The organism is Brevundimonas sp. UBA7664, assembly GCF_002483305.1.
In the GTDB taxonomy this organism is placed as follows: Bacteria; Pseudomonadota; Alphaproteobacteria; order Caulobacterales; family Caulobacteraceae; genus Brevundimonas.
The window spans coordinates 41,679-66,770 of the sequence record NZ_DLHQ01000018.1; the positions used below are offsets into that span (position 1 = coordinate 41,679).

The 25,092-nt window shown below is 68.9% G+C and carries 29 protein-coding genes and 1 other RNA gene; 15 read left to right on the plus strand and 15 right to left on the minus strand.

Annotation, left to right across the window (positions count from 1 at the left end):
• Positions 1 to 114: 114 nt before the first annotated feature.
• The 8 genes from B2742_RS03630 (at position 115) to B2742_RS03665 (ending at position 4,621) form a co-directional block, all read left to right on the plus strand.
• Positions 115 to 372, plus strand: coding sequence for a hypothetical protein (locus tag B2742_RS03630; protein ID WP_292063082.1), 258 nt, complete (start codon positions 115 to 117; stop codon positions 370 to 372).
• Positions 372 to 683 carry a cell division protein ZapA gene (locus B2742_RS03635; RefSeq protein WP_292063084.1) on the plus strand — a complete coding sequence of 104 codons (312 nt, stop codon included), beginning with the start codon at positions 372 to 374 and terminating at the stop codon, positions 681 to 683. Before B2742_RS03630 ends, B2742_RS03635 begins: the two co-directional genes overlap by 1 nt.
• A 58-nt stretch (positions 684 to 741) precedes the next feature.
• Positions 742 to 1,284: a GbsR/MarR family transcriptional regulator gene (locus tag B2742_RS03640; protein ID WP_292063086.1), complete on the plus strand. Its 543-nt coding sequence runs from the start codon at positions 742 to 744 to the stop codon at positions 1,282 to 1,284.
• Positions 1,285 to 1,299: 15 nt separating this feature from the next.
• The gene (locus B2742_RS03645) at positions 1,300 to 1,953 is read left to right on the plus strand and encodes a DUF4166 domain-containing protein (RefSeq protein ID WP_292063089.1); all 654 of its coding nucleotides are present in this window, start codon (positions 1,300 to 1,302) and stop codon (positions 1,951 to 1,953) included.
• 63 nt (positions 1,954 to 2,016) lie between these two features.
• Positions 2,017 to 2,177: non-coding RNA, 6S RNA (ssrS, locus tag B2742_RS03650), on the plus strand.
• Positions 2,178 to 2,337: 160 nt separating this feature from the next.
• Positions 2,338 to 2,883 carry a 5-formyltetrahydrofolate cyclo-ligase gene (locus B2742_RS03655; protein WP_292063092.1) on the plus strand — a complete coding sequence of 182 codons (546 nt, stop codon included), beginning with the start codon at positions 2,338 to 2,340 and terminating at the stop codon, positions 2,881 to 2,883.
• The gene (locus B2742_RS03660) at positions 2,880 to 3,701 is read left to right on the plus strand and encodes a TIGR00282 family metallophosphoesterase (protein ID WP_292063094.1); all 822 of its coding nucleotides are present in this window, start codon (positions 2,880 to 2,882) and stop codon (positions 3,699 to 3,701) included. Before B2742_RS03655 ends, B2742_RS03660 begins: the two co-directional genes overlap by 4 nt.
• Before the next feature lie 86 nt (positions 3,702 to 3,787).
• Positions 3,788 to 4,621 carry a DUF5694 domain-containing protein gene (locus tag B2742_RS03665; protein ID WP_292063096.1) on the plus strand — a complete coding sequence of 278 codons (834 nt, stop codon included), beginning with the start codon at positions 3,788 to 3,790 and terminating at the stop codon, positions 4,619 to 4,621.
• Between the two features lie 3 nt (positions 4,622 to 4,624).
• Here the strand turns inward: B2742_RS03665 and B2742_RS03670 are convergent, their stop codons facing one another.
• The 3 genes from B2742_RS03670 to purL are packed head-to-tail and all read right to left on the minus strand — an operon-like array spanning position 4,625 to position 8,906.
• On the minus strand, positions 4,625 to 6,196 hold the full coding sequence (locus tag B2742_RS03670) for an alkaline phosphatase D family protein (RefSeq protein WP_292063098.1): 1,572 nt from the start codon (positions 6,194 to 6,196) through the stop codon (positions 4,625 to 4,627).
• Positions 6,197 to 6,249: 53 nt separating this feature from the next.
• Positions 6,250 to 6,690 carry a DUF305 domain-containing protein gene (locus tag B2742_RS03675; RefSeq protein ID WP_292063099.1) on the minus strand — a complete coding sequence of 147 codons (441 nt, stop codon included), beginning with the start codon at positions 6,688 to 6,690 and terminating at the stop codon, positions 6,250 to 6,252.
• Positions 6,690 to 8,906 carry a phosphoribosylformylglycinamidine synthase subunit PurL gene (purL, locus tag B2742_RS03680; protein ID WP_292063102.1) on the minus strand — a complete coding sequence of 739 codons (2,217 nt, stop codon included), beginning with the start codon at positions 8,904 to 8,906 and terminating at the stop codon, positions 6,690 to 6,692. The genes B2742_RS03675 and purL overlap by 1 nt, the downstream gene beginning before the upstream one ends.
• Before the next feature lie 101 nt (positions 8,907 to 9,007).
• On the opposite strand from purL, the gene B2742_RS03685 reads away from it, so the two are divergent.
• The gene (locus tag B2742_RS03685; protein ID WP_292063105.1) at positions 9,008 to 9,157 is read left to right on the plus strand and encodes a hypothetical protein; all 150 of its coding nucleotides are present in this window, start codon (positions 9,008 to 9,010) and stop codon (positions 9,155 to 9,157) included.
• Here B2742_RS03685 and B2742_RS03690 read toward each other — a convergent pair.
• The gene (locus tag B2742_RS03690; protein WP_292063107.1) at positions 9,154 to 9,951 is read right to left on the minus strand and encodes a hypothetical protein; all 798 of its coding nucleotides are present in this window, start codon (positions 9,949 to 9,951) and stop codon (positions 9,154 to 9,156) included. The genes B2742_RS03685 and B2742_RS03690 overlap by 4 nt on opposite strands.
• A 109-nt stretch (positions 9,952 to 10,060) precedes the next feature.
• Here B2742_RS03690 and B2742_RS03695 point away from each other — a divergent pair, with 109 nt between their 5' ends.
• Positions 10,061 to 10,261 carry a hypothetical protein gene (locus tag B2742_RS03695; RefSeq protein ID WP_292063108.1) on the plus strand — a complete coding sequence of 67 codons (201 nt, stop codon included), beginning with the start codon at positions 10,061 to 10,063 and terminating at the stop codon, positions 10,259 to 10,261.
• A gap of 28 nt (positions 10,262 to 10,289) precedes the next feature.
• On the opposite strand, the gene purQ is transcribed toward B2742_RS03695, so the two are convergent.
• The 6 genes from purQ to purC all read right to left on the minus strand — a co-directional run bounded on the left by purQ (position 10,290) and on the right by purC (position 13,234).
• Positions 10,290 to 10,952 (minus strand): phosphoribosylformylglycinamidine synthase subunit PurQ, encoded by a 663-nt coding sequence (purQ, locus tag B2742_RS03700; protein WP_292063111.1) that lies wholly within the window; start codon positions 10,950 to 10,952, stop codon positions 10,290 to 10,292.
• 53 nt (positions 10,953 to 11,005) lie between these two features.
• Positions 11,006 to 11,509 carry an ester cyclase gene (locus B2742_RS03705; RefSeq protein ID WP_292063113.1) on the minus strand — a complete coding sequence of 168 codons (504 nt, stop codon included), beginning with the start codon at positions 11,507 to 11,509 and terminating at the stop codon, positions 11,006 to 11,008.
• Positions 11,510 to 11,571: 62 nt separating this feature from the next.
• Complete coding sequence (locus B2742_RS03710) at positions 11,572 to 12,051, minus strand: YbhB/YbcL family Raf kinase inhibitor-like protein (protein WP_292063116.1); 480 nt, start codon at positions 12,049 to 12,051, stop codon at positions 11,572 to 11,574.
• Between the two features lie 60 nt (positions 12,052 to 12,111).
• A complete protein-coding gene (locus B2742_RS03715; protein ID WP_292063118.1) occupies positions 12,112 to 12,243 on the minus strand; it encodes a hypothetical protein in 132 nt (43 codons plus the stop codon).
• The gene (gene purS, locus B2742_RS03720; RefSeq protein ID WP_292063119.1) at positions 12,240 to 12,476 is read right to left on the minus strand and encodes a phosphoribosylformylglycinamidine synthase subunit PurS; all 237 of its coding nucleotides are present in this window, start codon (positions 12,474 to 12,476) and stop codon (positions 12,240 to 12,242) included. Before purS ends, B2742_RS03715 begins: the two co-directional genes overlap by 4 nt.
• On the minus strand, positions 12,476 to 13,234 hold the full coding sequence (gene purC, locus B2742_RS03725; protein WP_292063164.1) for a phosphoribosylaminoimidazolesuccinocarboxamide synthase: 759 nt from the start codon (positions 13,232 to 13,234) through the stop codon (positions 12,476 to 12,478). Before purC ends, purS begins: the two co-directional genes overlap by 1 nt.
• A 271-nt stretch (positions 13,235 to 13,505) precedes the next feature.
• Here purC and B2742_RS03730 point away from each other — a divergent pair, with 271 nt between their 5' ends.
• Positions 13,506 to 13,829, plus strand: coding sequence for a DUF1476 domain-containing protein (locus B2742_RS03730; protein WP_292063122.1), 324 nt, complete (start codon positions 13,506 to 13,508; stop codon positions 13,827 to 13,829).
• Between the two features lie 75 nt (positions 13,830 to 13,904).
• Here B2742_RS03730 and B2742_RS03735 read toward each other — a convergent pair whose 3' ends face one another.
• The 3 genes from B2742_RS03735 to purB all read right to left on the minus strand — a co-directional run bounded on the left by B2742_RS03735 (position 13,905) and on the right by purB (position 16,428).
• On the minus strand, positions 13,905 to 14,501 hold the full coding sequence (locus B2742_RS03735; RefSeq protein WP_292063125.1) for a fasciclin domain-containing protein: 597 nt from the start codon (positions 14,499 to 14,501) through the stop codon (positions 13,905 to 13,907).
• A gap of 117 nt (positions 14,502 to 14,618) precedes the next feature.
• Entirely contained in the window at positions 14,619 to 15,167 is a 549-nt protein-coding gene (locus B2742_RS03740) for a DNA-deoxyinosine glycosylase (RefSeq protein ID WP_414633040.1), read from the minus strand.
• Entirely contained in the window at positions 15,121 to 16,428 is a 1,308-nt protein-coding gene (purB, locus tag B2742_RS03745; RefSeq protein WP_292063131.1) for an adenylosuccinate lyase, read from the minus strand. Before purB ends, B2742_RS03740 begins: the two co-directional genes overlap by 47 nt.
• A 107-nt stretch (positions 16,429 to 16,535) precedes the next feature.
• Here purB and B2742_RS03750 point away from each other — a divergent pair, with 107 nt between their 5' ends.
• The gene (locus B2742_RS03750; RefSeq protein WP_292063133.1) at positions 16,536 to 17,879 is read left to right on the plus strand and encodes a Gfo/Idh/MocA family protein; all 1,344 of its coding nucleotides are present in this window, start codon (positions 16,536 to 16,538) and stop codon (positions 17,877 to 17,879) included.
• Positions 17,880 to 17,897: 18 nt separating this feature from the next.
• Positions 17,898 to 18,548 (plus strand): glutathione S-transferase, encoded by a 651-nt coding sequence (locus tag B2742_RS03755; RefSeq protein WP_292063136.1) that lies wholly within the window; start codon positions 17,898 to 17,900, stop codon positions 18,546 to 18,548.
• 190 nt (positions 18,549 to 18,738) lie between these two features.
• Here the strand turns inward: B2742_RS03755 and B2742_RS03760 are convergent, their stop codons facing one another.
• Complete coding sequence (locus B2742_RS03760) at positions 18,739 to 20,403, minus strand: lytic transglycosylase domain-containing protein (RefSeq protein WP_292063138.1); 1,665 nt, start codon at positions 20,401 to 20,403, stop codon at positions 18,739 to 18,741.
• A gap of 164 nt (positions 20,404 to 20,567) precedes the next feature.
• Entirely contained in the window at positions 20,568 to 21,350 is a 783-nt protein-coding gene (locus tag B2742_RS03765) for a uracil-DNA glycosylase (protein ID WP_292063141.1), read from the minus strand.
• 203 nt (positions 21,351 to 21,553) lie between these two features.
• Here B2742_RS03765 and B2742_RS03770 point away from each other — a divergent pair, with 203 nt between their 5' ends.
• Positions 21,554 to 23,200: an electron transfer flavoprotein-ubiquinone oxidoreductase gene (locus B2742_RS03770; RefSeq protein WP_292063167.1), complete on the plus strand. Its 1,647-nt coding sequence runs from the start codon at positions 21,554 to 21,556 to the stop codon at positions 23,198 to 23,200.
• 68 nt (positions 23,201 to 23,268) lie between these two features.
• Positions 23,269 to 25,089, plus strand: a complete 1,821-nt coding sequence (locus tag B2742_RS03775; protein WP_292063144.1) for a tetratricopeptide repeat protein — start codon at positions 23,269 to 23,271, stop codon at positions 25,087 to 25,089.
• The last annotated feature ends 3 nt before the right edge of the window (positions 25,090 to 25,092 follow it).

Below are 25,092 nucleotides of genomic sequence, written 5' to 3' on the forward strand. Positions count from 1 at the left end.
GTTCTGGCGTCGGTCACAGGGGGACCTTTCGGCGGGAGGCGGAAAAAGGGAGGCGCGCCGCTTTACCCCGACGCGTCGGCGGGTTCTATACGGATTCTGGAGGATGTGACCCGAATGGACGCTGCATCGGCCGCCAAGGACCGAGTTGACCGCGCTTTGGCGCTGCTGGAACGCCGCCTGCTGGATCTCAAGAGCCGCGCGGTCGGGACCAGCCGCGTGCCCGACGACGACCTGTTCGCGCCCCAGCCTTCGACGGAGACCGACCGCGCGCGCATCCACGAGCTGGAAGCCGCCGGCCGCGACGCCGCCGAGGCCCTGTCGCACGCCGCCGACGCCATCCGCGACGCCCTGGCCGAACAGGAGGCCCGCTGATGGCGACGGTGACCGTCGAGATCAACGGCCGCCCCTATGCCGTGGGCTGCGCCGACGGCCAGGAGGATCGCGTCCGCATGCTGGCCAAACAGTTCGACGGCCATGTCCGGCAGGTCGCGGGCGAGGTCGGCCATGTCGGCGACATCCGCCTGTTTCTCATGGCGGGCCTGATGTTGGCCGACGAACTGCATGAGGTCCGGCTCGGCACTCCCGGCGCATCCGCCGTGACCGCCGCCGCATCAAGCGACGGCGTGGCCGAGGCGCTGAACGCCGTGGCCGCGCGGCTGGAGAAAATCGCCCAGGGACTGTGACGGGACGCCGCGGCGGCGTCGGGTTGACCTCTGCCCTGTTGTGTCAGATATTTCTGTCATGACAGAAATTACGAAACTTCCTGTCGCGCTCGAACGCTTTGTCCTCCATTGGGGCGAGATGGGCGGCTTCTGGGGCGTCAATCGTTCGGTGGCCCAGATTCACGCCCTGCTGTTGACCGCCGACCGGGCGATGACCGCCGAGGATATCGCCGGAGCGCTGGAAATCGCACGCTCGAACGTGTCCAATTCGCTGAAGGAGCTCCAGAACTGGGGCCTGATCCGGCGTGTTCCCGTCCGCGGCGACCGTCGCGACCACTATGAGGCCGAGACCGACGTCTGGGAGGTCGCATCGCGCATCGCCGCAGGCCGCAAGGCCAAGGAGATCGACCCGGCCCTCGCCACCTTGCGCGCCTGCGTCGCCGAGGCGGTGGGCGATCCGACGGTTTCGCCGGTCGCCATGAAGCGGCTGAAGGACTTGCTGGAATTCACCGAGACCATCGATCGCTGGTACGATCAGATCACGACAGTGGCCCGGCCCAAGCTGATGGCGTTGCTTAAACTGGGGGCGCGTATCGCCGCCCTCATTCCGGGCGGGAAATAGCGAGGGGAGGGGGCGATGAGGGCTGCTGTCGCGATCACGGAGGCCGTCGTCCCGGAACGCGCCGGTGAACTCGCCGATCTCCGGTTCCGCGCCCTGCTGTCGGCCGAAGCCTGGGCGGCCCTGCCGCTGGCGGTGCGCCGCCGGTTCTCCAAACGGATGACAGGTGGGGCGACAGTCGCCTACCGGGGCGGCGTCGCCGCCGTGAGGGCCAGTGCCGCGGGTCGTCTGCTGGCCGAGGCCGCCCGCCTGATCGGAGGCCCCCTGCCATTGGTGTTTGAACCTGGCGCCAGCGTGGTCACCGTGACCGAGGACCATGTCGGACAGGGTCAGGTCTGGACCCGGCTCTACGCCCGGCGAAGCGGCTTTCCGCAGGTCATCCATTCCGCCAAACGCTTTGCCGGTCCGACCGGGCTGGAGGAATATGTCGGCTCCGGGGTCGGCATGGCGCTGACCGTGGCGGTCGAGGACGCGGCCCTTGTGTTCCGCAGCGCCTTCTATTTCGTGACCTTGGCCGGATTGCGGGTCCGGCTGCCGCGTTGGGCGGAGCCGGGGCGGTTGACCATCCTGCATCGAGACCTGGGCGACGGCGCCTTCGCCTTCACCCTGGCCCTCGACCATCCGTGGCTGGGTCGGTTGATCGAGCAGGACGCGGTGTTCAGGGACGCCTGAACGGAAGGGAAGCGCGCGCCACTGGCGTTCAGCGCCGTGAAGGCCTATCTTGTCCGACGGCGGGTCCTGCTGCGGCTCTCGTCGAAGGCAACATTTCCTTGCGACCTTAATTCACTCAAAGGGAGCTGTCCCTGATCAGGCTCGTGGGCCTGGGCATACGGCGCCCACCTGGCTACCCAGGTCGAGAGGATTTAAACGCCCTTCACGGTTCTTGCGGCGCCGCCAACCTTCCCTCTTTTTGGGCGCTAACGCTCGCGACGCGGTCGCTCGCTGCTTGAGCGCATTCCTCCCCCTTTGGGGGAGGGGGACCGCCGGCGAAGCCGGGGGTGGAGGGGCGCCGGCCATGGGCTCGCCGCCCTTCGCCGAATGCGCTACGGCGTCCGGATGACCGACAAACATCAGCTTCGAGCCGCGATGCGAGCCGTGCGCAAGCGGCTGGCAGGGCTTGATGCGGGCGCCGCGGCCCGCGCGGCGGATCAGGCCGGCGCCCTGCCGCCCGGTCGAATCGTCGCCGTCTATCGCGCCATCGGATCAGAACTGGATGTCGACGCCCTGTCCCTGGCGCTCAGCCGGGCCGGCCGCGAGCTATGCCTGCCGGTGGTTATCGAGCGGGACGCGCCGATGATCTTTCGCCGCTGGTCGTCGGGGGAGCCGCTTGAGCTGGACGAGGCGGGGGTGCCCGCGCCGTTTCCGCTCGCGGAGGTCGTCGATCCCGATCTGATCCTGACGCCCCTGCTGGCCTTCGACGCCCTTGGCGGACGACTGGGGCAGGGCGGGGGCTACTACGACCGGACCTTCGCCGCGCGGCCTGACGCCCTGCGTATCGGCTTCGCCTATGCCGGACAGGAGGTGGACGACCTGCCGGTCGAGGTCCACGACATCCGTCTGCATGGCGTTCTGACCGAGACCGGTTATAGACCCTTCGCATGAGACTGGCTTTTTTCGGTGATGTCGTCGGCAAGTCCGGACGGGACGGCCTGAGCGATCACCTCCCGGGTCTGAAGCGCGACCTGAAACTCGATTTCGTGGTGGTCAACGCCGAGAACGCCGCCGGCGGCTTCGGCATCACCGAGAACACCGCGCGCGAGCTGTTCATGGCCGGGGCCGACTGTCTGACCCTGGGCAACCACAGCTGGGACCAGCGCGAGGCCCTGACCTATATCGTGCGCGAGCCGCGGCTGATCCGCCCCGCCAACTATCCGCGCCTGATGGACGCGCCCGGGGCCGGGGCCAATCTGTTCGAGACCCACAGCGGCAAGACCGTGCTGGTCATGAATGTGCTGGGCCGCATCCACATGGACCCGATGGACTGCCCGTTCAGCGCGGTCGAGAAGGAGCTGGCCGCCTGTCCCATGGGCGCGGTCGCCGACGCCATCATCGTCGACATGCATTGCGAGGCGACCTCCGAAAAGATGGCCATGGGCCATTTCTGCGACGGCCGGGCCTCGCTGGTGGTCGGCACCCACACCCACGTCCCGACCGCCGACTGCCAGATCCTGCCCGGCGGCACGGCCTATCAGACCGACGCCGGCGGCTGCTGCGACTACGACTCCGTCATCGGCAATGAGAAGGAAGAGCCGCTGCGGCGCTTCACCACCCGGCTGTCGGGCGGCCGCTATACGCCGGCGCACGGGCCGGCCACGGTGTGCGGCGTCTATGTCGAGACCGACGACAAGACAGGACTGGCCACGCGGGTCGAGCCCATCCGGGTCGGCGGCCGGTTGAGTCAGACGGTCCCGGTGGTCTGAACCTGTCGAAGAGTTAATGGCCGCATCTGCATCCGCCGCGGCCCGCCGCCGCCTCTGTCCGTGAACACCCTCGCGGAGCCTCGCCGATGCTGAAGATTCTCGCCGTTCTCGCGGCCGCCCTGACCCTGCCGACCGCCGCCATGGCCCAGACGCCGGAGCCCGAGGCGATCGAGGTGATGATCCTTGGGACCTACCATTTCGGCAATCCGGGCCAGGACCTGCACAACGCCCGCATCGACTCCGTCCTGACGCCCGACAAGCAGGCCCAGCTCGAGGCCGTCGCCGAAGGACTGGTCCGCTTCCGGCCGACCGCCGTCGCGGTCGAACGGGTCGCGGCCGACCAGTCGACCATGCTGGATCATCGCTATCCGGCGTTCACACCTGCCGATCTCCTCACCAACCCCGACGAACGCGTCCAGATCGGCTATCGCCTCGCCCATCGTCTGGGCCTGACCCGTGTCTATGCGATCGACGAGCAGGGCGGTGACGGCGAGCCGACCTACTTCCCGTTCGAGGCCGTGCACAACTGGGCCGAGGCCAATGGCCGCGCGGCGAACCTGACGGCGATGCACGCCCAGATCGCTGCCAAGGTCGCCGATCTTGAACAACGGCAACGGACCCGGGAGGTCGGGTCCGTTCTCGCCTTCATGAACGGCCCCGAGGCCGCCGCGGACGACAAGGCCTTCCACTACGCCCTGATGCAGTTCGGCGCGGGCGAAGGCCAGCCGGGCGCGGTGCTGAACGGCCGTTGGTTCACGCGCAACGCCGAGATATTCGCGCGCCTGATGCAGGCTGCGGAACCCGGAGACCGCATCGTGGTGGTCTATGGCGCCGGCCATGCCTCCTGGCTGCGCGAGATGGTCGAGAACACCCCCGGCTTCCGCCTGATCGAGCCGGACGACTATCTGCCGGCGGAGTGACGCCTAGGCAGCGACGACCCGCGCGTCCCCGCTGGCCACCGCGAGTTTCGCTCGCGTGCTCAGGGTCCCGCCGCGTTCCGACACCTTGTCCAGCACCTTGAACTCGGTCTGCCAGCGCTCCGGGGTTACGTCGCAGACGACATAGCCGCGCTGGGCGTTGTTGAACTTCAGGAACGGGTTGTCGGCCAGATACCGGCGGCCGTCGGCCCGCTGGTCCTGACCGTCGCCGGACGAGCTGATCGAGGTGGTCACGAACTCCGCGGCGATCGGGGCGCCTTCCGGGTTGCGGCTGTCGCGATACAGCTCCCCGGCGTAGTTCTGATGTTCATCCCCTGTCAGGACGACGGTGTTGGCTATCCGGCGCTCGCGCAGTCGGTCCAGCAGCCGCTGGCGCGGGATCGAATAGCCGGCCCAGGTGTCGAGGTTGTAGCCCGGCTCCGGCCCTTCCTTGCGGTCCAGATCCATCACCATGATCTGCTGGGCCAACACCTTCCAGCGGGCGCGGGACTGGTCGAGATTGCGATACAGCCAGGCCTCCTGCGCCTCGCCCAGCACCTGGGCGTTGGCGGCCGCGACCCCGGCGCAGGTCGAGGCCCAGGCGTCGTTGCAGGGCTGGTCAGACCGGTGCGACCGCGTGTCGAGGAAATTCAGATCCAGCAGGTCGCCCCAGACCGCGTGGCGGTACAGCTGCATCTCTGCCCCGCGCGGGAAGGCCGAGCGACGCAGGGGCATATGCTCGTAGAAGGCCTGTGCCGCCGCCTGCCGCCGCAGCAGAAACACCTCGGGCGGCACGCCGTCATCGAACTCCGAGACCCAGTTGTTGGCGATCTCGTGATCGTCCCAGGTGACGAACCAGGCCGTCGCCGCGTGGCTGGCCTGAAGGTCTGTATCCAGCTTGTACTGGGCGTAGCGCCGACGGTAGTCGTCGAGGCTGTAGGTCTCGCCGCCCAGATGCTGGCGCGGGTTCTCGATGGTCCCGCCCGAGCCGGTGTAGGTGCGGTTGCCGCGGCCTTCATAGATGTAGTCGCCGTAGCAATAGACGAAGTCGAGGTCCTCGGCGGCCGCCTGGCGATGGGCGGTGTAGAAGCCCTGTTCATAGGCCTGGCACCCCAACACGCCGAACCGGGCCCGGGCCACAGCGGCGCCGGCCGCCGGCGCGGTCTTCGCCCGCCCCGAGGGGGTGCGTTCGGATCCGGCGGTGAAACGATAGAAATAGTCCCGGCCGGGCTCCAGCCCTTCCACCTCGACATGGACGGCGTGGCCGAGTTCCGGTCGGGCGATCGTCTCGCCAGAGCGGACCACGGCGGCGCCGAAGCCGCGCGAGGTCGCCACCTCCCACTTCACCGGCACCGGCGCCGACGGCATGCCGTGGCCGATCTCGAGCGGGCGGGGCGCCAGCCGGGTCCAGATGACGAAGCCGTCGGGGGCGGGATCGCCGGCGGCGATGCCCAGCTGGAACGGATACTCGGCGAAAACCGGGTCAGCGAGCGCCTTGCGGCCCGAGCCGAGCACCACACCCCCGGCGCCCAGCGCCAGCATCAATCCCCGGCGGGATACGGAATCGAGCGAGCGCATCTGGACCTCCGCGGTGGCGACGATCCCGACCTAGCCCGGAAATGTGACGCGCGTCACGGGGTCGGTTCGGCCGTCGGTCTCCACGCCCGCATCTCGGCGATCTCGCGGGTCTGGGTCGCCCTGACCGCTTCGGCCATGCGACGGATTTCCGGGTCGCGCGACTCCGCCAGGGCGACCTCGGCCATGGCCAGGGCCCCTTCGTGGTGGGCGATCATCTTGGCGATATAGGCCTGGTCCAGGGTGGCGCCGGACGCGGCGGCCATGTCGGCGTGCATCCCGGCTTCCGAGGCGGCGAAGGCCTGACCTCCCGCGGTCGCCGCGTGGCTGTCCCCGGCGTGGGCCGGCGCCGATACGACGCCCTCCTGCACGGTTGCGGCATGATTTTCGGCCGAGGCCTCGCGCAGCGCCTGGTTGACCGGGTCGCCGCCGCCCTCGCAGGCGGACAGGGTCAGGGCGAGGAGGCCCACGGCCAGGGCGGACGATACGAGGCGCATCAGGCGGGTCCTTCGATCCAGTTCGGCATCCAGCTCTCATGCATCTCGCGCAGGTGATCCAGCGGCAGGCGGAACAGGTCGCCGCCCGGCCCGCCGGAGGCGAAGTCCCGGCCCTTGGCCCGACCGACCACGGCGGCGCGCACGCCCGCGGCCTGGGCCGTGGCGAGGATGTCCGTCGCGTCGGCGACCGCCACCAGATACCGGGCCTGATCCTCGCCGAAGAGCAGGATGTGGGCGTGAGCCGCCGAGCTGGCGTCCAGATCGACCCCGACGTCCGAAGCCAGCGCCATGTCCGCCGCCGCCCCGATCAGCCCGCCGTCCGACAGGTCGTGGACGCAGGTCAGGGCGCCGGCCTCGATCTGTTCGCGCACGAAGTCGCCGGTCTTGCGCTCCAGCGCCAGATCGACCGGGGGCGGCGCCCCGTCCTCGCGGCCCAGCACCTCGCGCAGATAGATGGACGCGCCCAGCTCGCCGACCGTCTCGCCGATCAGCACCAGCACATCGCCCTCGACCATGCCGCCGAAACCGACGACCACGTCATAGTTGGTCAGCAGGCCGACCGCGCCGACCGTCGGGGTCGGCGGAATGGCCGCGCCATTGGTCTCGTTATAGAGGCTGACGTTGCCGCTCACGACCGGGAAGTCCAGCACCCGGCAGGCCTCGGCCATGCCGTCGATGGCGCGGACGATCTGGCCCATGATCTCGGGCCGCTGCGGATTGCCGAAATTCAGATTGTCGGTGATGGCGATCGGCCGCGACCCGACGGCGGTCAGATTGCGCCAGGCCTCGGCCACGGCCTGTTTGCCGCCTTCATAGGGATCGGCCTGGACATAGCGGGGCGTGCAGTCCGAGGTCATGGCCAGACCCTTGTCCGTGCCATGCACCCGCACCACCCCGGCGTCGGCGGCGGTGGCCGAGTCGTGCAGGGTGTCGGCCATGACGTGGCGGTCGTACTGTTCCCAGATCCAGCGCTTGGACGCCATGTCCGGGCAGCAGACCACCTTGATCACCGCATCGACCCAGCTCTCGGGCGCGGGCACGTCGGCGGGCGACAGGCGGGGCTGCAGCGCCGGCTGCACCCACGGGCGGTCGTACAGGGGCGCGTCGTCGAACAGCGGGGCCAGCGGCACGTCGCAGACCGTCTCGCCGTGATGCTTCAGCACCAGCCGGCCGGTGTCCGTGGTGACGCCGATCACGGCGGCGTCGAGGCCCCATTTCTTGAAGATCCGGTGGCCGTCTTCCTCGCGGCCCGGTTTCAGCACCGCCAGCATCCGCTCCTGGCTCTCCGACAACATCATCTCATAGGCCGTCATGCCCTCCTCGCGCTGGGGCACGGCGTCCATGTTCAGCTCGATGCCGACCGCGCCCTTGCCGGCCATTTCCACGGACGATGAGGTCAGGCCCGCCGCGCCCATGTCCTGGATCGCGGCCACGGCCCCCGAGGCCATCAGCTCCAGCGTCGCCTCGATCAGCAGTTTCTCGGCGAAGGGATCGCCGACCTGCACCGTCGGACGCTTCTCGTCCGAATCCTCGTCGAACTCGGCCGAGGCCATGGTCGCGCCATGGATGCCGTCGCGGCCGGTCTTCGATCCGAAATAGACCACCGACAGGCCCGGGGCCGGGGCGGCCGAATAGAACAGGGCGTCGGCCTTGGCCACGCCGACGCACATGGCGTTGACCAGGATGTTGCCGTTGTAGCCGGCGTGGAAATTGGTCTCGCCCGCCACCGTCGGCACGCCGACGCAGTTGCCGTAGCCGCCGATGCCGGAGACCACGCCCTTGACCAGCCGCTTCGTCTTCTCGTGGGACGGGTCGCCGAAGCGCAGGGCGTTCAGCAGGGCCACGGGCCGCGCGCCCATGGTGAAGACGTCGCGCATGATCCCGCCCACGCCCGTCGCCGCGCCCTGATAGGGCTCGATGAAGCTGGGGTGGTTGTGGCTCTCCATCTTGAAGATGCAGGCGTCGCCGTCATCGATGTCGATGACCCCGGCGTTCTCGCCCGGTCCGCAGATGACCCGCGGCCCCTTGGTCGGGAATTTGCCCAGATGAATCTTCGACGACTTGTACGAGCAGTGCTCGGACCACATCACCGAAAAGACGCCCAGTTCGACGTTGTTGGGTTCACGCCCCAGCCGGTCGAGGACGACCTGATATTCGTTCGGGGCCAGGCCGTATTCGGCGGCCAGTTCGGCCATGGTCTTCTGCGGAGCGCTCATGGGCGCGCCTTCTAGCCGTTGAACGGTGCGGTGTCAGCCATTGCGGCGGAACATCGTGGCCGGTCCGCCATTGAATCAGCGGACAGCCGCAGGAGGCCCCCGTGCCGGATCATCCCATCGACCCCGCCGCCACCCCGGAAGACCCCGACACGCCGGAGATCGCCGCCGCCGACGCCGGCGCCAGCGCAGCGGCGGAGCGGGCCTCGAAGCGCGCGGCCAACGATGACGAGGCCGACGGCGCGGGCGGTTAGTCCGTGGCGCGCTCGATGCCCGATCGCAGCCTGAAGCTCAGAACGATGGCGCCGATCAGCACCGCCACGGCGGCGGCCAGGGCGACATAGGCCAGCATGGGATTGCGTTCCTGCTCGGCCACGAAGGCGCCCAGCAGGCCCCAGGCGATGGGCAGGCCGTAGGCCAGGGTGCGCAGGCGCTGGGTCACGGCCAGCGCCACCACGGTCACGACGAGGATGGCCAGGATCGCCCAGCCGGTCGGCGAGAGCATGCCGGGCAGGGCGTCATTGCCGGTCGCCACGGTGATCAGGTTCAACGGCGCCGCCACCGTCAGCCAGCCGGCGAGCATCGCCAACGGCCAGACCGTCATCCACCGGTCGCGGTCGGCGCGCGGCAGGGCGCGGATGGCTCCCGCGTTGGCCAGCAGGGGAACCAGCACCGCCGCCAGCGAGGCGAAGATCAGGATGACCGTCGCCGCCTCCCAGTCGAAGGCCGCCGCCGCCACCCACCAGCCGATGCCGAGCAGGGCGGCGACCGAAGGCCAGCCGAGCCGATGGAGCAGCAGGCTCTCGCCGGTTTGCGGCAGCGCCTGTCGCACGGCGTACACGAGCAGCCAGAGATAGATCACGCCCCAGATGGCGAAGGCGTATCCCGCGACCTTCAGGGTCGCGTCGCCGTCCGCCGAGAACTCGGCGGGGGACTGGCCCCATCCGAGCAGGACCTGGGTCTGGCCGATCACCACGGCGAATATGACCGCCGCCAGCACGATCAGGCGCCGGGTCATCTGGGCGGAAGTGGGTCGGACGATGGACATGGCGGCTCCAATGGCGATGGCCAGACTACGCGTGCGGACGGTGAAGGTTCATTCCCGGGAACCGACACCGGACGGGGTTGGTTGATCCACCATATCAGAGAGACACCCCATGACTGACCCCAATCGCCCGACGCCAGTTGGAAAAGGTGCCGGGTCCGAGCCGCGCGATCCGATCGCTGACCGCACCGGGGAAGCGGCCGGAGTCGAGCGTTCCGGCGCGGGCGCCGAAGGCGATCCCGATGCGCTCGACCAGTCGGAGGGCCGCGGAGAGGCCGAGGGCGGCCCCCGGAGCCGCGACGGGGCGATCTGACGCCGCCGCCTGACAGGGCCGCCGGATTTCAGACGGCGGCGAAGACGCTTCGGAACAGCGTGGCGCCATCCGCCGAGCCGAGCTCTTCCTCGAACGACCGGTCGGGGTGGGGCATCAGGCCGAGCACGTTTCCCCGCGCGTTCTGAATGCCGGCGATGTCGGCGACCGAGCCGTTGGGATTGTCGACGTAGCGGAACACCACCTGACCCTCGCCCTCGATCCGGGCCAGGGTCTCGGCGTCGGCGAAATAGTTTCCGTCGCCATTGCCCTGGGTCATGACGACTTCGCGCTGGCCCTGGTAGCCGGCGGTGAAGCGGGTCTGGCCGTTGGCGACGCTCAGGGTGATGGGTTTGCAGACGTATTTCAGCCCGGCGTTCCTGAGCAGGGCGCCCGGCAGCATCCCGGCCTCGCACAGGATCTGGAAGCCGTTGCAGATGCCGACCACGGCCACGCCGTCGTCGGCGGCCTTCTTCACCGCCTGCATCACCGGCGACTGCGCCGCCATGGCGCCGCACCGCAGATAGTCGCCATAGGAAAAGCCGCCCGGCAGGACGATCAGGTCCAGGCCCGACGGCAGCTCCGTCTCCTGGTGCCAGACCATTTCGACGCGCTCGCCCGTGGAGCGTTCGACGGCGACCTTGCAGTCGCGGTCACAGTTGGAACCGGGGAAGACGATGACGGCTGCGCTCATGGCGGCGGCGTGTAGCAGCGTTTGCGGCGGTTGTCAGGGCGTCCACACCGACTTCATGAGGGCGGAGGCGGTACCACACCCAGCTGCTGCAGCAGGCCGAGGGCGTCGTTCTCGTTCCAACCCTCGACGATGCGCCCCTCGGCGACCCGTTCTATGCTCATACCGCTGACGACCACCGTCCGCCCGGTCGGCGGGACGCCGTTCATGGGCCCCAGATGCGTGCCGCGCATGGTCAGTCTGGCGGCGACCCGATCGCCTTCGGCGATCATGTCCTCGACGGTGAAACGAGCATCGGGGAAGCCGGTCCTGAAGCCTTGGAACCACCCTGTCCAACCGTCCCGGTCGATGGGAGCAGCGGCGCCGGCGATATGCCCCCGGTATCCGGCGGCCAGAAACTCATCGCGCCGCGACAGGTCGCCCGTACTCCAGACCTCCTCGAAGAAACGGCGGATGAGCGCCTTGTTGGCCTCGGGATCGTTGACGACCCAGGCCGTCGCGGGCGATGCGGCGAGCGCCAGGGTTGAGCCCGAAATCAGGATGGACCGTCGGTCAAACATCGCATCGCTCCTGTGCTGGGCGGATGTAACGACGATAGTCGCCGCCGGGCAATCTTTGCGCCTCAGCCCAGGCTTCTGTTCTCGTACACGCCCGTGATCGAGGCCGTGGCCAGGGTATGGAAATGCAGGTTGAAGCCGAACACCGCGCCCGAGTTCTCCGGCGTCACGTCCAGTCGCTCCGTATCGACCGCGAAGACGGTGAAGATATAGCGGTGCGGTCCGTGTCCCGGCGGCGGCGCCGCGCCGCCGAAGCCCGGCTCGCCGAAATCGGTGCGTCCCTCGACCGCGCCCGGCGGCAGGCCGCCGGATGAGGCGCCTTCGGCCAGTTCGGTCACGTCGACAGGGATGTTGGCGACCGTCCAGTGCCAGAAGCCCGAACCCGTCGGCGCATCGGGATCGAAACAGGTGATGGCGAAGCTCTTCGTGCCCGCGGGCGCGCCGGACCAGCTCAGCTGCGGCGACCGGTTGCCCTTCGCCTGGACCTGGGCGTCAGGAAGGGCCCCGCCGTCGGCGAAACCCGTGGAGATGACGGTGAAGGTCATTGAAGCGCTCCTCGCTGCGGAAGGGATCAGTCCTCTAACGCACGGTAGCGATCCGCGTCTCTAGTGCGCCGCCACCTTCGCGGCCGGAGTGAAGGCCGAATCGTCGGTCAGGCCGCCTGCCAGCGCCGCGGCGAAGATCAGCACGCCGACCAGGACGAAGGCCGCGACCGAGAACTGGATCAGCCGTTTCATGCGACCTCGATGCGGTAGCTCTCGATCACGGTGTTGGCCAGCAGTTGCTCGCACATCTTCTTCGCCTCGGCGGTGGGATCGTCCACGCCGTCAAGGTCGAACTCGATCAGCTTGCCGACCCGGGCGTTGGCAGCCCCGGCCCAGCCCAGACCGTGCAGCGCGCCCTCGACCGCCTTGCCCTGCACGTCCAGCACGCCGGGCTTGAGGAAGACGTGAACCTTGACCCTCGCCATCAGTGCAGTCCCCCCTGAATCACGGTCGGCATGTCCTTCATGATGCCGAGGCGTTTGGCCACCTCGGTATAGCTCTCGATGACATTGCCCAGATCGCGGCGGAAGCGGTCCTTGTCCAGCTTCTCGCCCGTGGCGGTGTCCCACAGACGGCAGGAGTCCGGGCTGATCTCGTCGGCCAGCAACACGCGCGAGAAGTCGTTCTCCCACACCCGGCCGAACTCGATCTTGAAGTCCACCAGGGTGATGCCGACGGCGCCGAACATGCCCGACAGATAGTCGTTCACCCGCACCGTCATGGCCAGCATGTCGTCCAGCTCCTGGGTCGTGGCCCAGTTGAAGGCGGTGATGTGCTCTTCGGTGACCATCGGGTCGTTGAGCTCATCCTTCTTCAGATAGAATTCGATGATCGAGCGGGGCAGGGGCGTGCCCTCGTCGATGCCGAGGCGCTGGCTCATCGAGCCGGCGACGATGTTGCGGCAGACGACCTCGAGCGGAATGATCTCGACCTCGCGGATCAGCTGCTCGCGCAGGTTCAGCCGCTTGATGAAGTGGTTGGTCACGCCGATGCCGTTCAGGCGCGACATGATGAATTCGCTGATGCGGTTGTTGATGACGCCCTTGCCCTCAAGCTGGGCCTTCTTCTCGCCGTTGAAGGCGGTGGCGTCGTCCTTGAAATACTGGATCAGGGTGCCGGGCTCGGGCCCTTCGTAGAGGATCTTGGCCTTGCCCTCGTAAATCTTCTTGCGCTTGACGTTCATCATGTGGGTCCGGGCGGGGCCTCGCCGGAAACGAAAATCGCGCGGCCAGACGGAGGGTCTGGGCGGCGCAATCCGGAATCGGGCGGGCGGGAAAAAGTCGCGCGCACCCTTAGCGGATGCGGCGCCGCGACACAAACCGGCGCGGTCGCACGGGCCCGGCGAGACGCGCGGTCGCAACCCGGCGGGTTCCGGTTGCGTTCGGCCATGGGGTGGCTATAGACCACCTCGACGCGGCCGCGGTTCGGCCGCCTGACGGAGCCTTGCGACGCCCATGACCACCTTCGACGATCGGGAAAAGGGCTTCGAGTCCAAATACGCCCTCGATCAGGAACAGGAGTTCAAGGCCATCGCCCGGCGCAACAAGCTGCTGGGCCTCTGGGCGGCCGAGAAGATGGGGCTGAACGCCGATCGTGCGGAAGAGTACGGCCGCGCCATCGTCAAGGCCGACTTCGAACAGCCGGGCGAGGAAGACGTCTACCGCAAGATCGCCCAGGACCTCGAAGGCGCCGGACTGGTCGTCTCCGAGGGGGAAATCCGCCGCAAGATGGACGAGCTGTCCTCGGTGGCCCGCGAGCAGATCCGAAACGGCGAATAGTCGAACGCTCTGACCGAACGAAAAAGGGCCGCTCCAGCGATGGAGCGGCCCTTGTCGTATCCGGTTTGAGCCGGGTTAGTTGGGCATGGCCACGGTGTCGATGGCGTGGATGATGCCGTTCGAAGCGGCGACATCGGCCTGGACGACGCGCGAGACGCCGCCCTTCTCGTCGGTCAGGGTGACCACGCCGTCGGCGCCGACGCGAGCGGTCAGGGTGCCGCCTTCGACCGTGGTCAGGGCGGCGCTGCCGCCGCCGGCCTGGATCTGCTGCGTCAGGGTCGCGGCGTCCACCCGACCGGGAACCACGTGATATGTCAGGATCTTGGTCAGGTCGGCCTTGCCGGCCGGGGCCATCAGGCTGTCACGGGTCGCGGCCGGGACCTTCTCAAAGGCGGCGTTGGTCGGGGCGAAGACCGTGAACGGTCCGGCGCCGCCGAGCGTGCCGGCCAGGTCCGCGGAGGTCACGGCGCTGACCAGGGTGCTGAAGTCGGGGTTGCTCTGGGCGACCTCGACGACCGTGCCGCTGGCGGCCGGAGCCGGCGCCATGGCCGAGGTGTCCGTCGCCATCGCGTCGGCCGGGGCGGCCTCTTCGGCGTTGTTGCCGCAGGCGGCGAGGGCGAGCATGGCGGCGATCGATACGCCGGCGAGGGTGGCGGTTCTGGTGATCTTCATGGGTCTTCTCTCCTGAGCGACCGCCGTGCCGGCGGTTCGAGGGGGAGGTACTGTTCAGCGCCGCAAAGGATGCAGGGCCGGCGTGCTTTCGGGCGCGACACGTGACCGCACCCCGGCTCAGCGGCAGCGGACAAACGCCCCCAGCATCGCCCAGGCGGCGGCCTTCTCGGCCAACGGTCGCGTGTAGGCCGGGCTCGAGGAGGGGAGGTCGATCTGGTCGATCCCGGGGCGGGGTGCGAGGGCGCGTCGGCCGAGGCGCGCAGCCGTCCCGCCGTTGAAGGCGACGGCCTTCAGCGCCGGAAGGCTGTCGACCAGCCGGATCAGGTCCGCGCCCTCGGCGTTGCGGATGGCGCCGTCCAGGCTGCCTCGCCGTTCAGCGCTGGCGATCACGTCCCACAGGCCGACCCCCGCCGCTTTCAGCGCCGCGAGCCGTTCGGGATAGGGCAGGGGGGCGAGGTCGACCGTGATCACCCCGCCGACCAGGCGCCAGAAGCCGTTCTGCGGGTGGCCATAATACTGGCCCGCCTTCAGGGAGGCGTCGCCGGGCAGGCTGCCGAGGATCAGCAGCTGCGTGTGCGCGTCGACGACAGGGTCGAAGGCGCGCTTGAGGGGCACGGCGTCAGCTTTGCTCGGGGCCGAACACCCGCGCGAACACGGTGTCCACATGCTTGGTGTGATAGCCGAGGTCGAACAGCGCCTCGAGCTGTTCCGCCGGCAGAGTGACCCGCGCGTCGGCCTTGAGGAAGTCGAGGAACCGGCCCTCGCCGCGCCAGACCTTCATGGCGTTCTCCTGCACCGCGGCATAGGCGTCCTCGCGCGACACGCCCGCCTGGGTCAGGGCCAGCATGACCCGCTGCGAATGCACCAGCCCGCCCAGCAGGTTGAGGTTCTTCTCCATATTGGCTGGATAGACGTTCAGTCGCTCGACCACGCTCGCGAGCCGGTGCAGGGCGAAGTCGAGGTGGATGGTGGCGTCCGGCCCGATGCCGCGCTCGACCGAGGAATGGCTGATGTCCCGCTCGTGCCAGAGGGCGACGTTCTCCATCGCCGGGACTACGGCCGAGCGCACCAGCCGGGCCAGGCCGGTCAGGTTCTCGGTCAGGATCGGGTTGCGCTTGTGCGGCATGGCCGACGAGCCCTTCTGGCCCTTGTCGAAGAATTCCTCCGCCTCCAGCACCTCGGTGCGCTGCAGGTGCCGGATCTCGGTCGCCAGACGCTCGATCGAGGAGGCGACGATGCCCAGCGCGGCGAAGAAGGCCGCGTGCCGGTCGCGCGGGATGACCTGGGTCGAGACCGGCTCGACGGCCAGACCCATCTGCTCGGCGACATAGGCTTCCACAGCCGGATCGACGTTGGCGAAGGTCCCGACCGCGCCGGAGATGGCGCAGGTGGCGATCTCTTCCTTCGCGGTCAGCAGTCGCCGCCTCGCCCGCTGGAACTCGGCGTGATAGCCGGCCAGCTTGAGGCCGAAGGTCACCGGCTCGGCGTGGATGCCGTGGCTGCGGCCCACGCACGGGGTCATTTTGTGCTCCTTCGCCCGCGTCTCCAGCGCCGCCAGCACCCGGTCGACGCCCTCGATCAGCAGGTCCGACGCCCGCGCCAGCTGCACCGCGAAACAGGTGTCCAGCACGTCCGAGGAGGTCATCCCCTGATGCAGGAAACGGGCTTCCTCGCCGACGATCTCGGACACATGGGTCAGGAAGGCGATGACGTCGTGTTTGGTGGTGCGTTCGATCTCGTCGATGCGGTCGGCGTCGAACACCACATCCTTGCCCTTGGCCCAGATCGCCTCGGCGGCGTCGGTCGGAATGACGCCCAGCTGGGCCATCTTCGTGGCGGCGTGGGCCTCGATCTCGAACCAGATCCTGTATTTGGTCTCTTGCGACCAGATGGCGACGGCGGCGGGGCGGGAATAGCGGCTGATCATGGGCGCGGGGTGTCGGTCGCAAGCGCGCGCGAGTCAACTGGCGGCTTGTCCCGACGGCCGATTCCGGGTCTGGTCCGCCCCATCCCATGCTCCAACGGAGGTCTCCCGTGAACCGCCGCGACCTGATCGCCGCAGCCGCCGCCACGGGCGGGGCGTTGGCCCTGCCGACGCCGACAGTCGCCTCGTCCCGGGCGTCCGGTCGCCTTCGTCTGGGCATGATCGGCGTCGGCATGCGCGGGCGGGTTCTGCTGCGGGAACTGGTCCGCCGGGATGACGTCGAAGTCGCCGGCCTGTGCGACATCGACGCCTTCACCCTGAACGAGGCGCTCAAACAGTTCACCGAGGCCGGAAAACCCGCGCCACGCCTCTATACGGGGTCGAACGAGGCCTGGCGCGAGATGCTGGCCTCCGCCGATCTGGACGGCGTCATCATCGCAACGCCGTGGGAGCTTCACGCGCCGATGGCCATCGCCGCCATGCGCGCCCGGGTGCCCGTCGCCTGCGAGGTCGTGGCCGGGATCACCCTTGACGATCACTGGCGGGTGTTGCGAACCCAACTGGAGACCGGCACCCCCTATATGCTGTTGGAGAACGTCTGCTTCCGCCGCGACGTGATGGCGGTGCTGAACATGGTCCGCCAGGGCGTGTTCGGCGAAATGATCCATCTGGAAGGCGGCTATCAGCACGACCTGCGCGCCGTGAAGTTCAATGCCGGCGTCCCCGGCGAGGCCTATGGCGGCGGGGTCGAGTTCGGTGCGCGCGGCTGGTCAGAGGCGCGCTGGCGCACCCCGCATTCTGTCGACCGCAACGGCGACCTCTACCCCAGCCATGGCATCGGTCCCTGCGCCATGTGGGCCAATATCAACCGTGGCAACCGGTTTACCCGGCTGACCAGCTATGCCTCAAAGGCCCGCGGCCTGCATAACCATGTGGTCGCCGAGGGCGGGGCCGATCATCCCAACGCCCGGGTGAATTTCCGCCTCGGCGACGTGGTCCAGACCATGATCGGCTGCGAGAACGGCGAGACGGTGATGCTCAGCCATGACACCAACCTGCCGCGCCCGTACTCGCTGGGCTTCCGGGTCCAGGGCGAGAAGGGCCTGTGGATGGATCTCAACAGATCGATCTATGTCGAGGGTCAGAGCCCCCAGCCGCACCGTTGGGAGGAGGCCCAGGCCTGGCTGGACCGCTACGATCACCCTCTGTGGCAGGCCCATGCGGCCGACGCCGAGGGCGCCGGCCACGGCGGCATGGACTTCTTCGTCATCCATGCTTTCGTCGAGGCGCTGAAGGCCCAGGCGCCCATGCCGATCGACATCTTTGACGCCGTGACCTGGAGCGCGGTGACGCCTCTGTCCGAAACCTCGATCGCCGAGGGAAACCGGACCATCGACTTCCCCGACTTCACCGAAGGCGGCTGGCGCGACCGCGCTCCGATCTTCGCGGTCTGATCGCGCGAGAGCCAAGCCATGGAACTGATCATCGGACCCCGCCTGTATTCGACCTGGTCGCTGCGGCCCTGGCTGGTGCTGAAGCGGTGCAAGGCGGACTTCACGGTGCGCGAGATCGACATCTATTCCGAGGCCGGCCAGGCCGAGCTGGCGCGCATCTCGCCCTCGAAACTGGTGCCGTTGCTGAAGGTCGAGGGCGTCACGGTCTGGGATTCGATGGCCATCTCGGTCTGGTGCGCCGAACGCTATCCGCAGGCGCGGCTGTGGCCCGTCGACGCCCACGCCCGCTGGCTGGCCCGGTCGGCCGCCTGCGAGATGCACGGCGGCTTCATGGCGCTGCGCACCGAATGCGGCATGGGGCCGGACCACACCATGGTCGGCCCGGACCGCTCCCCGCCGCCCACCGGCGAGGCCGTGGATCGCGACATCCGCCGCATCGTCAGCCTGTGGAAGGAGATGCGCGGCCGGTTCGGCGCCGGAGGGCCTTACCTGTTCGGCGAATGGTCCGTACCCGACGCCTTCTTCACCCCGGTGGCGACGCGATTCCGGCATTTCCAGATCGATCTGGCGGCCTATGGCGACGACGGGACCGCCGCCGCCTATCGCGACACCCTGCTGGCCCAGCCCGACTTCCTCGAATGGGCGGCCGAGGCGCTGGCCGACCGTTAACCGCCCGGCGGAACCCGGTCTTAAGACAACGGCGGTATTTTCGAGGCTTCAGGAGCGCAGAAGCGTTCAGGGGTCCGCCGATGTCCATGCCCGTCGAACAACCCGGAGCCAGCCGTCCCAGCCTGATGGTCTATGGGCTGATGATCGTCATCGCCTGCTGCCTGCCGGCCTTGCTGCTGGTCAGCATCACCTAGTTGGCGCTGACCGTCGCCACCGAGGCCACCTCGACAGGCGGGGCGGGCGGCGGCGGGATATAGTCCAGCGAGAGCGGAATCAGGGTCGCCCCGGAAGCCACGGCGTCCAGGGTGTGCGTCGGACGGCCGTTCATGCGCTGGTAGATCCAGTAGGCCGCCACGACCTTTTCGACATATTCGCGGGCCTGGGGCACGTCGATCGTCTCGATCAGCAGCAGCGGGTCGGCGTCATGACCCAGCTTGCGCACCGCCATGACCATGGGGCCGGGCCCGGCATTGTACGACGCGGCCGCGCGCAGCAGATCGCCATTGATCGCCGGCAGGGCCAGGACGCGATTGACATAAGCCTGGCCGAGTCGGGCATTCACGTTGGGCTGGAACAGCCGTTCGGGGTCCTGGATGAACCCGCGGTCGCCTGACAGTTCGGCGGCGGTGGTCGGCATGACCTGCATCAGGCCAAAGGCGCCGGCGCCAGAACGGGCGCGGGCATTGAAGCCGGTTTCCTTGCGGGCGATGGCGTAGACCAGTGACCGCTCAACGGTAAAGCCGCCGTCCGGCTCGATCACCGGCTGGGCGTAGTGGGTGGCGTCGATGCGGCGCACGTCGTCGCCTGACCCGGTGATCCTCGGACCCAGCGCCCGACCCAGGGCGGCCCACAGCTGGCGGCCCCGGTCGGTGACCGCGGCGCGCAGACCGGTTCGCAGCTCGTCGCGGGCGTCGGCGCGGCGGCCGATCTCGAAATAGGCCACAGTGCGGCGCGCGCGCGGTTCGGAGCGGATGAACTCGTCCAGTTCGGCGGCATCGACGCCGATCGGCTCCTCGGCCACATAGGAGACGCGCTGCATCCCCCCGGCCGAGTAGGGCGTCGGCCCAAGGTTCTCGATCGCCGGCTCCTCGCCGAGCTGCCGCAGGGCGATCTGGCCATAGAAAGTCGCCGGCCACGTCCCGGCGCGGCGCAGCAGGGGCTGCACGCGGTCCTGCTGACCCGACCGCCCGGCCGACCGCGCGGCCCAGAAGGCGGCCCCGGAACGAACCCAACCGTCCTCGGTCGGATCGTCCAGAACGCGCTCGAAGGCGACCTTGGCGGCGGCGAAGTCTCCGAGCCGGTATTGGGCCAGACCGACCGTCCACCAGTCACCGATCTGTTCGCCCAGGGTGACCGCGCCGCCCAGGTCGTCGTGGTTCAGCGCGACCCGCGCCGCCTTCATCGGATCGCCTTCGGTATTGCCGCCGGCGGCCGCAATACTGTTCCACGTGCGGCTGCCCCAGCTGCTGGACGGCCGTTTCGGCTCGGCGGCGCCGTCGGGGCGCCGGCGCATGGCCAGATTGTAGGCCCGCTCGGCGCTGGGCAGGTCGGAATACTCTTCCAGCCAGGCGGCCAGTTCCTCGTAGGTGGCGGCGTAGTCGGCGTGGAACAGCCGTTCGAACTCGACCTGGCCCAGCAGGACGCGGTCGTTGGCCTGACGCGCCGAGGCGCGGGCGGCGTCCAGATCGCCGCGGCGGAGGGCGTCAAAGGCGGTGGTGTAGCTGAGGCGGTCTGCCGCGCTCAGCGTCGAGGGTCCGCCAGGATCGCGCTCCTCGGCATGCACGGCGCCGCCCAGGGCGCACAACGCCAGGGCCAGCGTCGGCGCGACAATCGCGCGGCGGAAATCAAATCGCACTAAGGCGGCCCCCCTGAGAGCGTCAAACAACCCGTCTCGACTCGGGTCAGTTCGCGCTGTTCGTTTGGTCGTCAGGCCAGAAAGGCGCCACCGCCTCGGCCCATGTCAAGATTTCACCCCCTTTTGGGGCGGTTTTGAGTCGGAAGGGTGAACGAGCTTGGCCGTCAGCCGTCAATCCGCGCCGCCAACGACAGCAGATCGGCCCAGACCTCGCGCTTGGCGACCGGCTGGCGCAGCAGAAAGGCCGGATGCAGGGTCGGCAGGGCGGGGGCCGAGACCGCGCCCTCCGCCAGCCGCCATTCCCGCCATTGGCCGCGCATCCGCATGATGCCCTCGTCCGTGGCCAGAACCGACTTCGCCGAGGCCGCGCCGAGCAGCAGCACCGCCTTCGGCTTCAGCAGGGCGAAGGCGCGCTCGACGAACGGCGCGCAGACCGCCTGTTCCGCCGCCGTCGGCGTGCGGTTGCCCGGCGGCCGCCAGAAGACGGTGTTGGTGATGAACACCCGACCCTCCAGTCCCGCTTCGGCCAGCATCCGGTCCAGCAGCCGGCCGGCCTTGCCCACGAACGGTTGGCCGCGGTCGTCCTCTTCCGCGCCGGGGCCCTCGCCGATGACCAGCACCTCGGCCTCGGGATTGCCGCGGCAAAAGACCGCCTGTTTGGCCCCCATGCCGCGCAGCGGACAGCCCTCGAAGGCGGCGATGGCCTGACCCAGCGCCTCCAGGGTGTCGGCGCCCGCCGCCAGTCGGCGCGCCTCGGCCAGGGCGTCGCCGGCCGCCGCGACAGGCGTCACCGAGGCCGTGGCCCGGGCCACCGCCTTGACGGCCGGCGGCGGGGCGACGTGGGTCCGGTCGACCGGGGCGTCCTCGAAACAGGCGTCGACGCCCGCATCCCGCCAGAAGGCGAGCAGGCTTTCGGCGCTGGCGGTGTCGAGATGCGGGGTTGTCATGGGGGCGATCCGCAAAGGGATAGTCCTTGACCACCCTTGCGTCACCTTCCGATAAGCGGAAAACAGCAAGACCCCACTGAATGCGAGGAAATCTGGCCATGGCCGAGAAAGCCATCGAAGGCGGCGCGACGAACGCCTGGCAGGAAGCCGTGATCGACAAGCTGCCGCCCGCCGAGGCCCTGACCGGGGTCGAGCGCGAGGTGATGGAATACGACGTCGTCATCGTCGGCGGCGGCCCCGCCGGCCTGTCCGCCGCCATCCGCCTGAAGCAGCGGGCGGAAAAGGACGGCAAGGAGATCAGCGTCGCGGTGCTGGAGAAGTCGGCCGAGGTCGGCGGCCACATCCTGTCCGGCGCGGTGATCGACCCTAAGGCCCTGAACGAGCTCTTCCCCGACTGGAAGGAGCGCGGCGCGCCGCTGGAGACGCCCGTCACCGAGGACCGGTTCATGATCCTCGGCCCGGCGGGTCAGGCGTCGCTGCCGATGCCGCTGCTGCCGCCGATCATGCACAATGACGGCTGCTACATCGCCTCGCTGGGCAATCTGGCCCGCTGGCTGGGCGAACAGGCCGAGGCGCTGGGCGTCGAGGTCTATCCCGGCATGGCCGCCAGCCATGTGGTCTGGGACGAGCCGTCCGGCCGGGTGAAGGGCGTCGTCGCCGGCGTCTTCGGCATCGACCGCCACGGCAAGCCCACTGACGACTTCCAGCCCGGCATCGAACTGCACGGCAAATACGTCTTCATCGCCGAGGGCGTGCGCGGCTCGCTGGCCAAGACCATCATGGCCCGCCACAACCTATGCGACGCCGCCGATCCGCAGAAATTCGGTATCGGTCTCAAGGAGTTGTGGCAGGTCCCGGCCGACCAGCACCGCCCCGGCCTGGCCCAGCACACCACCGGCTGGCCGCTGGACGAGTTCACCGGCGGCGGCAGTTTCATGTACCATTTCGGCGACCGCTACGTGGCCATCGGCTACGTCGTGCACCTGAACTACAAGAACCCCTTCCTGTCGCCGTTCGACGAGTTCCAGCGCTTCAAACACCATCCGGCCATCGCCGAACATCTGGAGGGCGGGACCCGCATCTCCTACGGCGCGCGCGCCATCACCGAGGGCGGCTTCCAGTCGGTGCCGAAGCTCAGCTTCCCCGGCGGCGTCCTGATCGGCTGTTCCGCCGGCTTCGTGAACGTCCCGCGCATCAAGGGCAGCCACAACGCCATGAAGACCGGCATGCTGGCCGCCGACGCCGCCTATGACGCGGTGCAGGCCGGCCGCGCGGGCGATCAACTGGTCGAATACCAGACCGCCTATGAGAAGAGCTGGGTCTACAAGGAGCTGAAACAGGTCCGGAACGCCAAACCCTATCTGTCGAAATTCGGCACCACGATCGGCGGGGCGCTGGGCCTGATCGACATGTGGTTCTCGTCGCTGTTCCGCGTGAACCTGCCGTGGACCCTGAAGCACGGAAAGACCGACGCCGCCTCGACCGAGAAGGCCGCGAAGCACAAGCCGATCGCCTATCCGAAGCCGGACGGACAGCTGTCGTTCGACAAGCTGTCCTCGGTCTTCATCTCCAACACCAATCATGCCGAGGAACAGCCGGCCCATCTGAAGCTGCTCGACCCGTCCATCCCGATCCGGGTCAATCTGCCGGAGTACGGCGAGCCGGCTCGGCTCTACTGCCCGGCGGGCGTCTATGAGGTGCTGTACGACGAGGCCGGGAACAATCCGCGCTTCCAGATCAACGCCCAGAACTGCGTCCATTGCAAAACCTGCGACATCAAGGATCCGTCCCAGAACATCGTCTGGACCACGCCCGAGGGCGGCGGCGGCCCGAACTATCCGAACATGTGACGGCGCGATTTATCCTGTGGCGGGCGAGGGGCCTTGTCGCCGCCTCATAAAGCGGGAAGGTTCGCGTCATGCATCTCTCCCGTCTCGCTCTTCTTCTCACCGGTTGCGCCCTGACGGCGCTGGCGTCCCCCGCCTGGTCGCAGGAGGCGCCGGCTGTCGCGCCGCCGCCGGGCAGCCCGCCGCCGGCGTCGCCGGGGCTGGTGGTCGCGATCGATGACGAGGCGGCGGCGCCGGCCACGCCAGCGGTCATTCCCATTCCCGCCGAGTGGTCGCCGGTCCCGGCCGATGCGCTGGGCCGTTCCGCCTACGGCCTTTATCTCTCGGGCCGGCTGGCCAGCATCCGGGGCGACAGCACCCTGGGCGCCGAGCTTCTGGCCCAAAGTCAGACCCTGACGCCCGAGCAACCGGTTGTGAGCGAGGAGGCGTTCCGGTCCGGCCTTTTCGCGGGCGAGCTCGAAACCCTGGCGGACCTGGCGCCCGCGGTCCAGGGCAAGCCCCTGCTGGCCGAAGCGGGACGGTTGGTCATGGTCGTCGAGGGCCTGAACGGCGGCGACGCTGCGTCCAGTCTGGCCATGCTCCGCTCGCAGCCGTTCACCGAGCCGTTCACGACCATCGGCCATTATATCCTGCCCGCTGTCGCGGCGGCGGCGGGAGACTGGGACGTGGCCCTCGCCCCGGTCGATGCGGCCCCGACGGACATGAATGGCCTGGTGCTGCGCCACCAGCGGGCCGGGCTGCTGGACAGCCGCCGGCGCTTTGTCGAGGCCGAGGCCGAATACCGGGTGATCACCGCCTCGCCGCTCGGCACGCGGCTGTTCGCCGTTGATTATGGCCGCTTCCTTGAGCGCCAGGGTCGGCGCGAAGAGGCCCTGGCGCTCTACGAGGCGTCGCTGACCGGGCGGACGCCCGACCCTGAGGCCTTGACCGGCCGGGAGCGCGTGCTTGAGCGCGGCGCGCCGCCGCCGGTCCCGACGATCGCCGAGACCGCCGCCGTCGCGGTCAGGATGGCGGCCGTCCAGATCGGCGAGCAGGGCGAACGGCAGTTGGCGGCCATCTACATGCGGCTCGCCGACAGTCTGGGTCCCGATGACGAGATGGCCTTGCGTCTGGCCGTGAGTCTGGCCGCTGTCGGCCAGGAGGAACCGGCCCGGGAGGCGTTCAGACGGGTGACCCCCGCCAATCCGGTTGTCTACGCCGGAGCCCAGTTCGGCCTCGCGCTGAGCCTGCAGCGCGATGACCGGCAGCCGGAGGCGCTGGAGGCCTTTCGGCGCGCCGATGCATCGACGCCCGGTCAGATGGAGGTGGCCCTCAAACTGGCCGAACAGTTGAGTGCGCTCGGTCATTTCGAGGAAGCGCTGGCGGTGCTGAACCGGCCCTCGGTCAATGTCGCCGGACAGGCGCCGGGGATCCGGTATCTGCGCGGCGCCACCCTGGAGCGCCTCGGACGCCTCGACGAGGCCGAGAACGAACTGTGGGCGGCGCTGACGGCGGCGCCGGACGAGCCCACCATCCTGAACCACCTCGGCTATATGTGGGTCGACAGCGGGCGGCGGGTCGAACAGGGGGCCGAGATGCTGGCCCGGGCCCACGCCGCCCAGCCCGAGAACGGCAACATCCAGGACTCGCTCGGCTGGGCCCAGTTCCGGCAGGGCCAGTACGACATCGCGGTCGAGACCCTCGAGGGCGCCGTCAACAAGGAACCGGCCAACCCCGAGATCGTCGATCATCTGGGTGACGCCTACTGGCAGGTCGGGCGTCGGCGCGAGGCCGAGTGGCAATGGAACCGGGTGCTGACGCTGGAGCCCGACGCCGAACGCCGCGCCGGGGTGGAGCAGAAGCTCGCCAATGGCCTGACGACGGCGCCGCCGGTGTCCGCAGGCCAGTCCTGACTC

Bases quoted from the DNA above. Each gene is read 5' to 3' on its own strand.
- B2742_RS03630 (WP_292063082.1), top strand. From the start codon at position 115: ATGGACGCTGCATCGGCCGCCAAGGACCGAGTTGACCGCGCTTTGGCG.
- B2742_RS03635 (WP_292063084.1), top strand. From the start codon at position 372: ATGGCGACGGTGACCGTCGAGATCAACGGCCGCCCCTATGCCGTGGGC.
- B2742_RS03640 (WP_292063086.1), top strand. From the start codon at position 742: ATGACAGAAATTACGAAACTTCCTGTCGCGCTCGAACGCTTTGTCCTC.
- B2742_RS03645 (WP_292063089.1), top strand. From the start codon at position 1,300: ATGAGGGCTGCTGTCGCGATCACGGAGGCCGTCGTCCCGGAACGCGCC.
- B2742_RS03655 (WP_292063092.1), top strand. From the start codon at position 2,338: ATGACCGACAAACATCAGCTTCGAGCCGCGATGCGAGCCGTGCGCAAG.
- B2742_RS03660 (WP_292063094.1), top strand. From the start codon at position 2,880: ATGAGACTGGCTTTTTTCGGTGATGTCGTCGGCAAGTCCGGACGGGAC.
- B2742_RS03665 (WP_292063096.1), top strand. From the start codon at position 3,788: ATGCTGAAGATTCTCGCCGTTCTCGCGGCCGCCCTGACCCTGCCGACC.
- B2742_RS03670 (WP_292063098.1), bottom strand. From the start codon at position 6,196: ATGCGCTCGCTCGATTCCGTATCCCGCCGGGGATTGATGCTGGCGCTG.
- B2742_RS03675 (WP_292063099.1), bottom strand. From the start codon at position 6,690: ATGCGCCTCGTATCGTCCGCCCTGGCCGTGGGCCTCCTCGCCCTGACC.
- purL (WP_292063102.1), bottom strand. From the start codon at position 8,906: ATGAGCGCTCCGCAGAAGACCATGGCCGAACTGGCCGCCGAATACGGC.
- B2742_RS03690 (WP_292063107.1), bottom strand. From the start codon at position 9,951: ATGTCCATCGTCCGACCCACTTCCGCCCAGATGACCCGGCGCCTGATC.
- B2742_RS03695 (WP_292063108.1), top strand. From the start codon at position 10,061: ATGACTGACCCCAATCGCCCGACGCCAGTTGGAAAAGGTGCCGGGTCC.
- purQ (WP_292063111.1), bottom strand. From the start codon at position 10,952: ATGAGCGCAGCCGTCATCGTCTTCCCCGGTTCCAACTGTGACCGCGAC.
- B2742_RS03705 (WP_292063113.1), bottom strand. From the start codon at position 11,509: ATGTTTGACCGACGGTCCATCCTGATTTCGGGCTCAACCCTGGCGCTC.
- B2742_RS03710 (WP_292063116.1), bottom strand. From the start codon at position 12,051: ATGACCTTCACCGTCATCTCCACGGGTTTCGCCGACGGCGGGGCCCTT.
- B2742_RS03715 (WP_292063118.1), bottom strand. From the start codon at position 12,243: ATGAAACGGCTGATCCAGTTCTCGGTCGCGGCCTTCGTCCTGGTCGGC.
- purS (WP_292063119.1), bottom strand. From the start codon at position 12,476: ATGGCGAGGGTCAAGGTTCACGTCTTCCTCAAGCCCGGCGTGCTGGAC.
- purC (WP_292063164.1), bottom strand. From the start codon at position 13,234: ATGAACGTCAAGCGCAAGAAGATTTACGAGGGCAAGGCCAAGATCCTC.
- B2742_RS03730 (WP_292063122.1), top strand. From the start codon at position 13,506: ATGACCACCTTCGACGATCGGGAAAAGGGCTTCGAGTCCAAATACGCC.
- B2742_RS03735 (WP_292063125.1), bottom strand. From the start codon at position 14,501: ATGAAGATCACCAGAACCGCCACCCTCGCCGGCGTATCGATCGCCGCC.
- B2742_RS03740 (WP_414633040.1), bottom strand. From the start codon at position 15,167: ATGTGGACACCGTGTTCGCGCGGGTGTTCGGCCCCGAGCAAAGCTGAC.
- purB (WP_292063131.1), bottom strand. From the start codon at position 16,428: ATGATCAGCCGCTATTCCCGCCCCGCCGCCGTCGCCATCTGGTCGCAA.
- B2742_RS03755 (WP_292063136.1), top strand. From the start codon at position 17,898: ATGGAACTGATCATCGGACCCCGCCTGTATTCGACCTGGTCGCTGCGG.
- B2742_RS03765 (WP_292063141.1), bottom strand. From the start codon at position 21,350: ATGACAACCCCGCATCTCGACACCGCCAGCGCCGAAAGCCTGCTCGCC.
- B2742_RS03770 (WP_292063167.1), top strand. From the start codon at position 21,554: ATGGAATACGACGTCGTCATCGTCGGCGGCGGCCCCGCCGGCCTGTCC.
- B2742_RS03775 (WP_292063144.1), top strand. From the start codon at position 23,269: ATGCATCTCTCCCGTCTCGCTCTTCTTCTCACCGGTTGCGCCCTGACG.